Raw genomic sequence first — 14686 nt, 5'->3', positions numbered from 1 at the left:
CGCACTTCAAAAAATGTTTCAATTGTGAACTGCTTAACTCGCGATAACGCCCGCGCAATTCGGTATTTTATTCGCAAACCGTAAATTTATCGGCTTCGGCATTAGGCGTTTCCGTGGCCATTCGTTCCGGTGGGAAATTAATATCCAAATGCAGATATATCGTGCGTTCGAAAATGTTTCTTTATTGAAACATCGTCGGGCGCTTTCGTATGATTTGAAAGCGCTCATGCGCGGTGTTGGTCGAGCCTCGGATGATCGGACGCAATGCAGCAATCGCGAGGCGCTGCCGTTGCAACCTCTGCGGTTGCAACGGCACACGTCATCTCAGCCGTTCGTCCCTTCGCCGGCCAGCGTCGCCTTAGCCGCGGTGCGCGCGAGCACCGGACGCAAAGCCGCGCCCGTGTGACTCGCGCTCACGCGCGCCAGGCTTTCCGGATCCGTTGCCGCAACGATCGTACCGCCGCCTACGCCGCCCTCCGGACCGAGGTCGATGATCCAGTCGGCCTCGGCGATCACGTCGAGGTCGTGCTCGATGACGACGACGCTATGCCCGCCATCCACCAGCCGATGCAGCACGCGAATCAGCTTCGCGACGTCCGCCATATGCAGTCCGACCGTCGGCTCGTCGAGCACGTACAGCGTGTGCGGTGGCTTCTGGCCCCGCCGCGTGATGTCGTCGCGCACCTTGCTTAGCTCCGTGACGAGCTTGATGCGCTGCGCCTCGCCGCCCGACAGCGTCGGCGACGGCTGGCCGAGCGTCAGATAGCCGAGCCCGACGTCCTTCATCAGTTGCAGCGGATGTCCGATGTTCGTGATCGACGCGAAGAATTCGACCGCTTCGTCGATTTCCATGGTCAGCACGTCGCCGATATTCTTGCCGCGCCACGTCACCGCGAGCGTCTCCGGATTGAAGCGCTGGCCGTGGCACACGTCGCACGGCACCTTCACGTCGGGCAGGAAGCTCATGCCGATCGTGCGCACGCCCTGGCCCTCGCACGCGGGGCAGCGACCCTCGCCGGTGTTGAACGAGAAACGCGACGCGGTATAGCCGCGCGCGCGCGCCTCCAGCGTGCCCGCGAACAGCTTGCGGATCGCATCCCACACGCCGATGTAGGTGGCGGGACAGGAACGCGGCGTCTTGCCGATCGGCGTCTGATCGACTTCGAGCACGCGGTCGATGCTCTCCCAGCCGGTCACCGAATCGCAGCCCTGCCACGTATGCGTGACGTTCAGCGGCGCGCGCGGCGCCGAGCGCGCGAGCACGCTCGAGCGCCGGTTCGCGGCTGGCTTCTCCTCAGCGGCCGCGCGCGCGCGGCGGGTGGCCGGCGACGACAGCACCGAGCGCCCGACCGCATCGAGCAGATTGGTCATCAACACGTCGCGGGCGAGCGTCGATTTGCCGGAACCGCTGACGCCCGTCACCGCGACGAGCCGCGCGAGCGGAATGCCGACCGTCACGTCGCGCAGATTGTGCAGCTTGCCGCCATGCACGGTCAGCCAGTTCTCCGGCACCGCGACGGCGCGCTTGCCCGGCGCGACCACCTCGCGACGCGGCTGCAGCGGGTGCACGATAGGCTGCGCGAGGAAGCGCCCGGTCAGCGACTCGGGCTGCGCGGACAGGTCCGCGACGCTGCCCTGCGCGATCAGCGTGCCGCCGCGCTTGCCCGCGCCCGGCCCGATATCGATGATGTGATCGGCGCGCCGGATCGTATCTTCGTCATGCTCGACGACGACGAGCGTATTGCCCTTGTCGCCGAGCTTGCGCAGCGCGTTCAGCAGGATCTGGTTGTCGCGCGGATGCAGACCGATGGTCGGCTCGTCGAGCACGTAGCACACGCCCTGCAGGTTGCTGCCCAGCTGCGCGGCCAGCCGGATGCGCTGTGCTTCGCCTCCCGACAAACTCGGCGCGGCGCGATCGAGGCTCAGATAGCCGAGCCCGACTTCTTCGAGGAACTGCAGCCGGCTGCCGATTTCACTGACCACGTCGCGCGCGATTTCGGCGTCGCGGCCCGTCATGTGCAGCTTATCGATCCACGCGCGCGTGTCGGACACGGTCCATTGCGCGACATCGACGATCGCCTGCGAGTCGAACGTGACTGCGCGCGCGACCGGATTCAGACGCGTGCCCGCGCAATCCGGGCACGGCTCGTCGACGAGCCCTTCCGGTTCCTGCTCCTCCGACGGCAAGCTCTGTTCGCGCCCGCGATTGTCGTCGACGACGATCGTGTCGTCGTACGCGGCGCGCTGCTCGCGCGTCAGCGACAGCCCGGTGCCGACGCAGCTCGTGCACCAGCCATGCTTGCTGTTGTACGAGAACATGCGCGGATCGAGTTCGGGGTAGCTGGTGCCGCACACCGGACACGCGCGCTTCGTCGACAACACCTTCACGTCGCCGAGCTTCGCGGTGGACTGACCACCGTTGATCGCGTCGTGCAAGCCGTCGAGCGGCGCGAGCAGATGCATGATGCCTTTACCGATGTCGAGCGTACGATCGAGCGCTTCACGCAGTTCCGCTTCATGATCGGCCGAGATGACGAGGTCCGCGACCGGCAGCTCGATCGTGTGCTCGCGGAAGCGGTCGAGCTTCGGCCAAGGATCGACCGGCACGAACTCGCCGTCCACACGCAGATGCGTATTGCCGCGCGCTTTTGCCCATTTCGCGAGGTCCGTGTAGACGCCCTTGCGGTTCACGACGAGCGGCGCGAGGAAGCCGACATGCTGGCCCTTGTGATCGCGCAGCAACTGCGCCGCAATCGATTCGGCGCTCTGCGACGTGACCGGCGTGCCGTCGTGAATGCAATGCTGCAAGCCGAGCTTCACGTACAACAAACGCAGGAAGTGCCACACCTCCGAGGCCGTCGCGACGGTACTCTTGCGGCCGCCGCGCGACAACCGCTGCTCGATCGCGACGGTCGGCGGAATGCCGTACACCGCGTCGACTTCGGGCCGGCCGGCTGGCTGCACGATCGAGCGCGCATACGCGTTCAACGATTCGAGGTAGCGCCGCTGACCTTCATGGAACAGGATGTCGAACGCGAGCGTCGATTTGCCCGAGCCCGACACGCCGGTGATCACGTTGAACTTCCCGTGCGGAATGTCGACGTCGAGCGCCTTCAGATTGTGCTCGCGCGCGTTGACGATGCGCACCACGTCCTCGCCTTCGATCGCGCGGCGTGCGCGGGCCGCGCTCAATGCCCTCTGCAGCGGGATGCCTTGCTGCGCTTCGGTCGCGGTGTCCATCGCGCGGTCGTAGTGCAACAGTGCCTGGCCGGTATGCGATTCGGCACACGCTTTGACTCCGTCCGGCGTGCCCGCGCACAACACGCGGCCACCGCCGTCGCCGCCTTCGGGACCGAGGTCGATGATCCAGTCGGCCGCGCGGATCACGTCGAGATTGTGCTCGATCACGATCAGCGAATGACCGCTCGCGAGCAGCTTGCCGAACGCCTGCATCAGCTTCGCGATGTCGTCGAAATGCAGACCGGTGGTCGGTTCATCGAACATGAACAGACGCTTCGCGCCACGTGTGCCGCGCGCCTGCGCCGACTCCGCGAGAAAGCCGGCGAGCTTGAGCCGCTGCGCCTCGCCGCCCGACAGCGTCGGTACCGGCTGGCCGAGCTTCACGTATTCGAGCCCGACGTCGACGATCGGCTGCAGCACGCGCAATACTTCGGTGTCTTTCGCGAAGTACCCGGTGGCCTCGCTGACGGTCAACTCCAGCACGTCGGCGATGCTCAACGCGCGCGCGGACTCGCCTCGTTCGATCTTCACCTCGAGGATTTCCGCGCGATAACGACGCCCGTCGCAATCGGGGCAGCGCAGGTACACGTCGGAGAGGAACTGCATTTCGATGTGCTCGAAGCCCGAGCCGCCACAGGTCGGGCAGCGGCCGTCGCCCGAGTTGAAGCTGAACATGCCGGGGCCGTAGCCGCGCTGCTGCGCGAGCGGTGCCTTCGCGAACAGCTTGCGGATTTCGTCGAACGCGCCGACGTAGCTGGCCGGATTCGAGCGCGCGGTCTTGCCGATCGGTGACTGGTCGACGAACACGACGTCGGTGACCTGATCGGCGCCATTCAGCGCGTTGAACGCGCCGGGTGGTTCGGTGGCGAGCCCGAAGTGGCGCGCCATTGCCGGATACAGCACGTCCTGCAGCAGCGTCGATTTGCCGGAACCCGACACGCCGGTCACGCAGACGAGCCGCTGCAACGGGATTTCCACCGTGACGTCGCGCAGATTGTGCTCGCTCGCGCCTTCGAGCACGATGCGCGGCGTGCTCGCGTCGACCGCACGACGCGACCAGTGCGCGGCATCCGCGACATGGCGCCGGCCGCCGAGGTACTCGCCGGTCAGCGTGCCAGTCGAACGGATCGCCTCGGGCGCGCCGTCGAAAATGATCGAGCCGCCGCGCTCGCCGGGCCCCGGCCCCATGTCGATCAGCCGGTCCGCCGCGAGCATCACCGACGGATCGTGCTCGACGACGACGAGCGTATTGCCCGCGTCGCGCAGCCGGTGCATCGCCTCGACGATGCGGTTCAGGTCGCGCGGATGCAGACCGATGCTCGGCTCGTCGAGTACGAACAGCGTCTTGGTCAGCGACGTGCCGAGCGCCGTGGTCAGGTTGATGCGCTGCACCTCGCCGCCCGACAGCGTGCGGCTTTGTCGGTCGAGCGTCAGATAGCCGAGGCCGACGTCGCACAGATACTTGAGGCGCGTGCGCACCTCGGCGAGCAGCAGCTTCAGCGCGTCGTCGAGCAACGCGCTCGGCAGCTTGATGTCGTCGAAGAAACGGCGGATGCGCTCGATCGGCATCAGCATCAGGTCATGCACGGTCAGGCCCGGCAACGCTTCGAGCTGCGCGCGCGACCACTGAACGCCGCGCGGCATGAAGCGTTGCGCGGGCGCCAGCACCTGGTCCGCGTTGGCCTTGCTGCCGAGGCGCCACAGCAGCGATTCGGTTTTCAGGCGCGCGCCGCCGCAGGTTTCGCACGGCGTATAGCTGCGGTACTTCGACAGAAGCACGCGGATATGCATCTTGTACGCCTTCGATTCGAGATAGTCGAAGAAGCGTTTGACGCCGTACCAATGCGTCTGCCACTTGCCGTTCCAGTCCGGCGAGCCGTTGATGACCCAGCCGCGCTCGCGTTCGCTCAGCTCGCCCCACGGTGTGTCGCGGCGGATGTCGGCTTTCGCCGCATAGCGCATCAGGTCGTCCTGGCACTCCTTCCACGCGGGCGTCTGCATCGGCTTGACCGCGCCTTCGCGCAGCGTCTTGCGGGCGTCCGGAATCACGAGACCGAGGTCGACGCCGATCACGCGGCCGAAGCCGCGGCAGGCGTCGCACGCGCCATAGGCCGAGTTGAACGAGAACAGCGCGGGCTGCGGGTCGGCATAGCGCAGATCGCTTTCGGGGCTGTGCAGACCGGTGGAGAAGCGCCAGATGCGCGGCTCGGTGCCTTCGGTCTGCGCTTCGTCCGACGCGGCCGGCAGCACGTAAATGTTGACGCGCCCGCCGCCGCGCTTCAGCGATGCCTCGATTGCCTCGATCGCGCGCGCTTTGTCGACCGAGCGCAGCCGGAAGCGATCGGCGACGACGTCGAGCAGCTTGCGCCTGCCGGTCGCCGAATCGACTTCGCGCTGCGCCTGCACGCGCGTATAGCCGCTCGCCGACAACCACTGCTCGACCTCCTGCTCGGACGCCGAGTCCGGCAGCTCGACCGGGAACGTGACGACGAGGCGGGGCTCCTGCAGCGCGGTGCGCTCGAGCAGTTCCGCGTAGATCGTCTCCGGCGTGTCGTGGCGCACCCGCTGAGCGGTCTGGCGGTCGAATAGCTCGGCCGCGCGTGCATATAGCAGCTTCAGATGGTCGTTGAGCTCAGTCATCGTGCCGACCGTGGAGCGCGAGCTTCGCACCGGGTTGGTCTGGTCGATTGCGATGGCGGGCGGTACGCCGTCGACGCGGTCGACCTGCGGCCGGTCCATCCGGTCGAGGAACTGGCGCGCGTACGCACTAAAAGTTTCGACGTAGCGGCGCTGGCCTTCCGCATACAGCGTGTCGAACACGAGGCTCGACTTGCCCGAGCCCGACGGCCCCGTGACGACCGTCATTTCGCCGGTGCGCACGTCGAGATCGACGTTTTTCAGGTTGTGCTGGCGCGCGCCGCGAATGCGGATCGTGCCCTGGATCCTGTTGCTGCTCGGGTTGCCGCTTTGGGGGGTGTGAGCGAGGGTGTTTGGGGTTGCGTCGTTGGAGGACAATTTTTCCGACCGTGTGAAGGAGTGGGTCACCTCTGACGGCCGGCTCTCGCGACCGCGCAAGTTCGGTGCAGCCGGCACGGCGCGAAGGGCGCCCGGAAGCCTGGCAGTAGGGGGATACTATACTGTATGTTTATACAGCTTTCCATGACGGGCTCGTGCCGCGATGACGGCGCCCGGCTAGCCAAGCGCGCTTTCCACCTGCGAGCACCCCGCCGCCTCCGGCGTCGCGCAATCCATCGGCGTCTCAGGCGCAACACCGTCGCCAAGCGCATACGCGACGCAACGCCTCGCCAGCACATCGGTCGGATCGACAAGCCGCACCACGCGCCCGCCCGGACACACGAGCACCGGCTCGCGCAACAGCAACGGCAACTCGGTGCACGCGAGCACGATCACTTGCACGCCCCGCGCGACCAGATCGTCGACGGCCGCCGCGAGGTCGTCGCAACATTCGCCCGACGTCTGGCCGGCCTTCGCGCCGCGCGGCCCGTAGATCGCGTTCATCAGACGCGCCTGCGCGGCCGCGGACGGCGCGATCTGCACGAAGCCGCGCGCGTCGAGCGCCTGTTCGTAGACGCGGCTCGCGAGCGTGCCCGAGGTGGCCAGCACGCCCACTTCGCGCAAGCCCGGAAAGGTCTCGCGCAGATAATCGGCGGTGCAGCCGAGCATATTGACGATCGGCACGCGCAGCGCCGGCTGAAGCCGCTCGATGAACGCATGCGCGGTATTGCACGGCATCGCGATCAGATCCGCGCCGCCCTCCTCGAGCGTCTTGCAGGCTGCATATAGCGCGAGCGTCGGGTCGTCGCCGCGCGCTAGCAGCGCCGCGGTACGGTCCGGGATCTGCGGATTCTGCTCGACCATGATGCGGATATGGTCCTGGTCGCGCGCGGCCGGCGTGTGGCGCACCAGTTTGTCCATGAAATCGACGGTCGCGGCCGGCCCGATGCCGCCAACCACGCCGAGGCGGAACGCGCGCTCCGGCTGCGTGTACTGGGCCGCCGCGACGTAGCGCGCGTACACCTGGTTCGCATCGACGAGCGGCACTTCGATACGCCCGAGTGAACGCAGCACGAGGCCGATCTCCGCGAGCCCCGGCACGATCACGTCGACGCCTTGCGCGACCAGATCCGCGCACGCCGCGCGCAGCAGTTCGACGGGACGCCCGTGCAGGCACCCATTGCGGACGCCCTCGTCGCCGAAGACGGCGCTCGTCACGCAGTCGAAACCGGCGTCGGTGCGCGGATAGCACACGTCGAACCGGCCGGCTTCGAAGTAGCGTTCGAACAGGCCGTTCGCGCGAATCGCGTCCGATGTCAGCACGCCGATGCGCCGCGCCGACGGATAGGTACGCCGCACATGCACTGACAGCGCGGTCATGATGTTGACGACCGGCACGGTGAGGTTGGCCGTGAGTTCGTCGATGAAGGTATGGCTAACGAAGCACGGCAGCACGATCGCGTCGACACCGCGCTTTTCGAACGCGCGCATCGTGTCGAACACGTGGATCTTGAACTGCGCGTCGGTCGCATCGGGCGTGGCCGGCCCGTGCCACGAGCGCGGTTCGAGAATCAGATCAAACGGGCGCGCCGCGCCCGGCCGGCGCGACGCCGCGCTGATCCGGCTGAGGATGTCGGCGCTGGCGAACTGCGCTGCGCCAGTCACCACACCCAGCGAACGAAAACGATTCATGGTCAGGTTCCCCGGTCATTCCGTGCGTCCACCGTCGATCGGGTGGCTTTCTGCGCGCGCGAGAATGACATTATGTGGGGCGCAGATGTCCGGGGGTTAGCCATTTCGCTCCTTCAACTCACCGCCTCGAAAATGTCCCGCAGCCACTGCGCGAACACCCGCACCCGCGACGACAACTGCCGATTCTGCGGATACAGCACCGACACCGGCATCGGCGGCGGCGGATAGTCCGCCAGAATGACCCGCAGCCGTCCCGCCGCCAGCTCGCCGTCGACCCGGTAGCGCGGCACCTGCACGATGCCGAGCCCGGCGACGGCCGCGCCCGTGTACAGTTCGGCGCCGCTGACCGACACCGCCGACGGCAGCACGAGCGCGGTATCACGCCCATCGACGCGAAATTCGAGCGGCACCGGCTTGCCGGTCGCGCTCGACACGTAGTTGACCGCGCGATGCGTCGACAGCGCGGCAGGATCGGCCGGCTCGCCATACGCGGCCAGATAGGCGGGACTCGCGACCGTGACCTGCCGCAGTTGCGCAACGCGCCGCCCGACCATCGACGAGTCCTGCAGCACGCCCGCGCGCAGCACACAATCGATGCCCTCGCGAACGAGGTCGACCAGCCGGTCGTCCTCGCCGATCATCAGTTCGATGTCGGGAAAGCGCGCGAGAAACGCGGGCAGCGCCGGCACCACGAAGTGCCGCGCGAGCGTGCCCTGCACGTTCACGCGCAGCAGCCCCTTCGGCGCGAGATTGGAAAACGCCCCCTCGGCCTCCTCGATGTCGGCGATCAGGCGCACGCAGCGCTGGTAGTGCGCTTCGCCGTCGGGCGTGAGCCGCACCGTGCGCGTCGTGCGTTCGAGCAGCCGCGCGCCGAGCCGCCGCTCCAGGCGCTTCATCAGGTTGGTGACGGTCGCGCGCGGGATTTGCAGATCGTCGGCGGCGCGCGTGAAGCTCTGGCGCTCGGCAATCCGCACGAATACGCGCATTTCTTCGAAACGGTCCATATCGGCGGATTATTAAAGCGAACGGAATGATGATGCCAAGTCTAGCGTGATTATCTCAACGCCGAAAGCGCTCATGATTCAACTCACCGATCCAACACCCTTCTGCGAGGAAACGAATGATGAACACCAACCAACCAGCGAAAGTCGCCATCGTGACAGGCGCATCGCGCGGCATCGGCAGGGCGATCGCACAGCGGCTCGCGCAGGACGGCTACGCGGTCGCCGTCAACTACGCATCGAGTGCCGGCGAAGCCGACGCGCTCGTCGGCGCGATCCGCGAAGCCGGCGGCAAGGCGCTCGCGGTGCAAGCCGACGTGTCGAAGCCCGGCGACGTGCGTCGCATGTTCGAGATCACCGAACGCGAATTCGGCAACGTCGATGTGCTCGTCAACAACGCGGGCGTGATGAAGCCGGCGCCGCTCGCCGACACGCCCGACGCGCTCTACGACCAGACCTTCGACATCAACGTGCGCGGCACTTTCAACACGCTGCGCGAAGCGGCCGCGCGTCTCAACGACGGCGGACGCATCGTCAATTTCTCGACCAGCGTGCTGGCGCTGAACCTGCCGGGCTATGGCACCTACACCGCGACCAAGGCGGCCGTGGAAGCGTTCACGCGCGTGTTCGCGAAGGAGCTGCGCGGGCGCAACATCACGGTGAATGCGGTCGCGCCTGGACCGATCGCGACAGCGCTGTTTCTCGAAGGCAAGACCGACGAGCAGATCGAGACGTTCGCGAAGATGCCGCCGCTGCAACGCCTCGGCGAGCCGGAAGACGTGGCCGGCGTGGTCGCGTTTCTGGTCGGCCCCGATGCGGGCTGGGTCAATGGGCAGGTGTTGCGGGCCAATGGCGGCCTCGCTTGACGGGAAGCGGGACCCAGCGTGCCGCCGCGCCGGACCACCGGCGCGGGCCGGCTACGGCGCCGGGAACATGGTCGACCCGCTGGTCGACCCGGTGATCAAACCGCCTTCGGATTGCGTTCCTCGAAGCCTTCCTGATGCCAGTACGGATACGCGGGGCGCACGGCGCTCGCCGCGTCGAGCTTCGCGACCTGCTCGGGCGTCAGATTCCAGCCGACCGCGCCGAGGTTCTGCCGCAGTTGCTCCTCGTTGCGCGCGCCGATCAGCAGCGTCGCGACGGTCGGCCGTTGCAATAGCCAGTTCAGCGCGATCTGCGGCACCGTTTTGCCGGTTTCGGCGGCGACTTCGTCGAGCGCGTCCAGCACGAGGAACAGATAGTCTTCCGGCACCGGCGGCCCCATGTCGGCGGTCTTGTGCAGACGGCTCGTCTCCGGCAGCGGCTGGCCGCGCTTGAGCTTGCCGGTCAGGCGCCCCCAGCCGAGCGGACTCCACACCACCGCGCCGACGCCCTGGTCGACACCGAGCGGCATCAGCTCCCATTCGTAGTCGCGCCCGACCAGCGAGTAGTAGGTCTGATTCGCGACATAGCGCGGATAGCCGTAACGGTCGGCGACATCGAGCGACTTCATCAGATGCCAGCCCGAGAAATTCGACACGCCGATGTAGCGGATCTTGCCCGCGCGCACGAGGTCATCGAGGGTGGACAGTACTTCTGGAACCGGTGTTTTCGCGTCGAAACCGTGCAACTGGAACAGGTCGATGTAATCGGTCTGCAGACGCTTGAGCGCCGAATCGACCGCCTTGATCAGATGGAAGCGCGACGAGCCGACGCCGTTCGGATCGTCGTCGAAGCGAAACGTCGCCTTCGTCGACAGAATCGCCTTGTCGCGCTTGCCCTTCAGCGCCTCGCCGAGCACGGACTCGGACGCGCCCTTCGAATAGATGTCGGCGGTGTCGAACATCGTGACGCCGGCGTCGAAGCAGATGTCGATCAGACGCCGCGCTTCGGCAACGTCGGTCGCGCCCCACGCCTGGAAAAATTCACCCTTGCCGCCGAACGTACCGGTGCCGAGACTCAGCACCGGCACCTTGAAACCCGATGCACCCAGATGTCTGTATTCCATTGAAGAATCTCCGTGGCATTGCCGTCGATGAACGGAGGTTCAGTCTACGCGTGTCCGCGAAGGCACGTCACGAAGGCGACGCGCTCAGATCGGCAAGCGCATCGCGCGCGGCATCGATCACGCTGCGCCAATCACCGAGCGCCGGTTGACGGAACAGACGCGCGCACGGATACCACGGCGTGTCGCTGCGTTCGAGCAGCCAGCGCCAGCAAGTGTCGAAGCGGTTCAGGATCCAGACGGGTTTGCCGAGCGCGCCGGTCAGATGCGCGGTGGACGTATCGACCGAAATCACCAGATCGAGACTGGCGACGAGCGCGGCGGTATCGGCGAAATCGTGCAACAGGTCCGTGTAATCGGCGACCCGGTCACGGTGCGCACTGTCGGCAAGCTGCGGGGCGGCCGCGCCCTTCTGCACGCTGAAGAACCGTACGTTAGGCACGTCCAGGAGCGGCGCGAGTTGCTCGAACGCGAGCGAGCGACGCGCGTCGATCTTGCGCAGTTCCGCGACGTGCGCGCGGTTCTCGCCGGCCCAGACGAGGCCGACCTTCAGTGGCCGGATCGTGTTGGCATCCGCGCTAGCGTTGGCGTCGGGTTCGATACGCTGCCGCCATTCGCTCACGGCCGCCGCCTGCGCAAACAGATACGGCGTGGCCGCCGGAATACTCGCTTCGTTCGTGCTGAACGCAAACGGCAAGCTCAGCAGCGGACAATGACAATCGAACGGCGGCAACGGCTGCCCCGCTTCGACTAACCGGTCGACACCATCGAGCGTCGACAGCAACCGCAACAACGTGCGCGGCACTTCGAGCACGACTTTCGCGCCGAGCTTCGCAACGAGCGTCGCATAGCGGCAGAACTGCAGCGTATCGCCCAGGCCCTGCTCCGCATGCAGCAGGATGGTTTTGCCGTCGAGCGGAAAATCGCCGAGCCACAGCGGCTGCACGAACGCGCGCCTGGCGGCCTTGATGCGGTTGCGCTCCCAACGCCATTCGTATTCGCGCCAGCCGGTGTCGAAGCGCCCCATCTGCAGCAGGCACAGCGCCTGGTTCCAGTGTGCTTCGACCGCCGCCGGATTCAACGCAAGCGCGCGCTGAAAGCTCGACAACGCCTGGTCGCGCTGATTCAGATCGATCTGCGCGAGACCGAGGTTGTTCCATGCATCGACGAAAGCAGGCGCAAGTTCCAGCGCGCGCTGGTAGCAGCGCTGCGCCTCGTGCGGCTGGTTCAGATCGCCGAGCATGTTGCCGCGATTGCTCCACGCATCCGGATAGGCAGGTTGCAACGCGAGCGCCCGGTCGCAGCTGTCGAGCGCATCGGCATAACGGCCGAGATCGCGCAGCACGCACGCGCGATTGTTCCACGCCGGCGCGAACTCCGGTACGAGCAAAAGCGCGCGCTCGTAGCTCGCGAGTGCGTCGAGCGGACGGTTCAGCGCGGCCAATGCGTTGCCGCGATGATTCAACGCATCGGCGAATTTCGGCTGCATCGCGAGCGCCCGTTCGGCGCAGGCGAGCGCTTCGTCATGACGCTGCAACGCGTTCAGCGCATAGGCGAGATTCGAATGCACGGCGGGCTGTCTGGCGTTGAGCGCGAGCGCCTTCTTCAGCAGATCGATGCCTTCCTGCAAGCGGCCCGTTTGCAGCGCGAGTTCGCCGAGCCAGCGCAACGCGTCGCCATGCTTCGGCTTCAGTTCGAGTATCTCGCGATACAGTTCCTCCGCTTCGACCAGCGCGCCGTTCTGCTGGAGCGCGACGGCTTGTCGAAGCAGATGGTCCAACTGTTGCGGCAGACTGGCGTGCTTGCTCATGCGGTACCCGGAATCGGAGGCGCGAAGAATCGTCGGAAGGAGCGCACGATTATCGCCGAAATGCCCCAGCTTCGAAGTACCGCCGCCTGCCGCGTGGCGACGCGACGCCGCTTACTGCGCGGCCACGGACAGATGCTTGCGCTTCGCGAGATCCTGCGCCATCGCATAGTGCTGCTGGATCGTCGGCAGCGCCTGTTTCGCGGCGGCCTTCAATTGCTCGTCGCGGCCCGACGCGATTTCCGCCTGGAACGCGGACAGCGCCTTCTGTTCACCCGCGAGCGCGACCTGCTCGATGTACACCTTGTCGAAGTCCGCGCCGCGCAGGTGGTTGATGCTCGCGAGCACGGCCGCATCGGGATCGTTCTTCGGCACGTCGACACCGCGAGGACTCGCCGCGCGCAATGCGTCAATGATCTTCGCGTCGTCGCTCGACACGCGCTCGGCAAAGGCCTTCACATCGCGGTCGGCAGAACGCGCGGTGGCGATACGCGCGGCATCGCGCTGCGTCGCGACGGCTTGCGTGCCGTCTGCGATGAAGGTCTGGTCGGCGGCATGCAGGCGGGCCGGGTCCGCGGGCGCGGCGCTCTGCGCGCTGGCCACCGAGGCGAGCGTCAGAAGACCGCCGAAGCATGCGGCGGCGGCGATGCGGGCGAAGGGGACGGAAGGCAGGCGGTTCATACGTTCTCCTTGAGGTGAAAGCAACTGAAAGCGAAACGACGGATACGCTTTTATCGCTGTCGATTCTAGGAGGCACGTCGCCAGGTAGGTGAAACGCTGCTGTCGCTTCTGTAACCTTAAGTAACCCTCATAGGAATGCGCACACGTTTGCGGCCTGCGCGTGAATCGCGCGCGCCGCCGAAACTACCACGCAGTGCTGAACTTTTTTCGAGCGAGGCCGATAACCATAGACAGGCACCGCACAGCACCGCAATTCTGGAGAACGATTCCGATGACAGACGACCACCGTGCCAATCACGAGCGCAACACCGAACGAAGCAACCTGACGAGCTCCAACAAGTTCGAGCTGCTGCTATACCGCCTCGGCTGCGTGCCGGGCAGCGACGCGCACGAGCTGTATGGGATCAACGTGTTCAAGGTCCGCGAAATCTCGACGATGCCGACCATCACGCCGATCGCCGGCTCGTCGCCGTATGTGATGGGCGCGGTCGACATCCGCGGGCAGATCATCCCCGTGATCGATCTGCCGCGACTGATGGGCTGCGAGCCGACGCGCGGCCTGAACATCCTGCTCGTCACCGAGTTCGCGCGTTCGACGCAGGCCTTCGCGGTCGAGGAAGTCGACGACATCGTGCGGCTCGAATGGAACCAGGTGCTGTCGGCCGATGGCCCGGCGGGCGGCAAGCTCGTCACGAGCATCGCGCGCATCGACGGCAATACCGGCGACTCGCGGCTCGCGCAGGTGATCGACGTCGAGCAGGTGTTGCGCGACGTGTTCCCGTCGCAGCATCCGAGCGTCGATCCGGCCTCGGTCGGCCAGGCGCTCGGCATCCGCCGCGGCGCGAAAATCCTCGCCGCCGATGACTCGGGCTTCGCTCGCAAGCTGATCGAGCAGGCGCTCGCCGCGATCGGCGCCGACTACATCATGACGAAAACCGGCGAAGAAGCGTGGCAAACGCTGCAGCAGGTCGCGCGCGACGCGCAGAAAAACGGCGCGCGCGCGAAAGACACCATCGCGCTGGTATTAACCGATCTCGAGATGCCGGAGATGGACGGCTTCATGCTGACGCGCCAGATCAAGGCCGACGAACGCACGCGCGACATTCCGGTGATCATTCACTCGTCGCTGACGGGCGCGGCCAATGAGGCGCATGTGAAGAACGCCGGCGCCAACGGCTATGTCGCGAAGTTCGCGGCGAGCGAGCTCGCCGACGCGATCCGCGATGCGCTGGGTGCCGCGCCGGCGAAGGCGGCGGCGGCTTGAGG

General features: G+C 66.3%; 8 protein-coding genes. 2 read left to right on the top strand and 6 right to left on the bottom strand.

Annotated features, from left to right (window positions below; translation table 11 throughout):
• Positions 1 to 324: 324 nt before the first annotated feature.
• From uvrA to OKW43_RS19875, 3 genes are all read right to left on the bottom strand, one after another.
• Positions 325 to 6255, bottom strand: coding sequence for an excinuclease ABC subunit UvrA (uvrA, locus tag OKW43_RS19885; protein WP_429449281.1), 5931 nt, complete (start codon positions 6253 to 6255; stop codon positions 325 to 327).
• Positions 6256 to 6432: 177 nt separating this feature from the next.
• Complete coding sequence (locus OKW43_RS19880; protein ID WP_429449279.1) at positions 6433 to 7947, bottom strand: amino acid racemase; 1515 nt, start codon at positions 7945 to 7947, stop codon at positions 6433 to 6435.
• A gap of 113 nt (positions 7948 to 8060) precedes the next feature.
• A complete protein-coding gene (locus tag OKW43_RS19875; RefSeq protein WP_429449277.1) occupies positions 8061 to 8951 on the bottom strand; it encodes a LysR family transcriptional regulator in 891 nt (296 codons plus the stop codon).
• 119 nt (positions 8952 to 9070) lie between these two features.
• Between OKW43_RS19875 and OKW43_RS19870 the strand changes: the two genes are divergently transcribed.
• Entirely contained in the window at positions 9071 to 9814 is a 744-nt protein-coding gene (locus tag OKW43_RS19870; RefSeq protein WP_429449275.1) for an SDR family oxidoreductase, read from the top strand.
• A gap of 95 nt (positions 9815 to 9909) precedes the next feature.
• On the opposite strand, the gene OKW43_RS19865 is transcribed toward OKW43_RS19870, so the two are convergent.
• The 3 genes from OKW43_RS19865 to OKW43_RS19855 all read right to left on the bottom strand — a co-directional run bounded on the left by OKW43_RS19865 (position 9910) and on the right by OKW43_RS19855 (position 13420).
• Positions 9910 to 10935 (bottom strand): aldo/keto reductase, encoded by a 1026-nt coding sequence (locus OKW43_RS19865; protein ID WP_429449273.1) that lies wholly within the window; start codon positions 10933 to 10935, stop codon positions 9910 to 9912.
• A gap of 67 nt (positions 10936 to 11002) precedes the next feature.
• Entirely contained in the window at positions 11003 to 12742 is a 1740-nt protein-coding gene (locus OKW43_RS19860; RefSeq protein ID WP_429449271.1) for a tetratricopeptide repeat protein, read from the bottom strand.
• Between the two features lie 111 nt (positions 12743 to 12853).
• Positions 12854 to 13420 carry a DUF4142 domain-containing protein gene (locus OKW43_RS19855; protein ID WP_429449269.1) on the bottom strand — a complete coding sequence of 189 codons (567 nt, stop codon included), beginning with the start codon at positions 13418 to 13420 and terminating at the stop codon, positions 12854 to 12856.
• 271 nt (positions 13421 to 13691) lie between these two features.
• On the opposite strand from OKW43_RS19855, the gene OKW43_RS19850 reads away from it, so the two are divergent.
• On the top strand, positions 13692 to 14684 hold the full coding sequence (locus OKW43_RS19850; protein ID WP_429449267.1) for a chemotaxis protein: 993 nt from the start codon (positions 13692 to 13694) through the stop codon (positions 14682 to 14684).
• Positions 14685 to 14686: the final 2 nt, after the last annotated feature.

Origin of the sequence: Paraburkholderia sp. WC7.3g (assembly GCF_050436345.1) — a bacterium.
GTDB classification, from domain to species: Bacteria; Pseudomonadota; Gammaproteobacteria; order Burkholderiales; family Burkholderiaceae; genus Paraburkholderia; species Paraburkholderia podalyriae.
The sequence above is the reverse complement of the archived record's forward strand: the minus strand, read 5'-3'. Positions and strand labels throughout refer to the sequence as shown.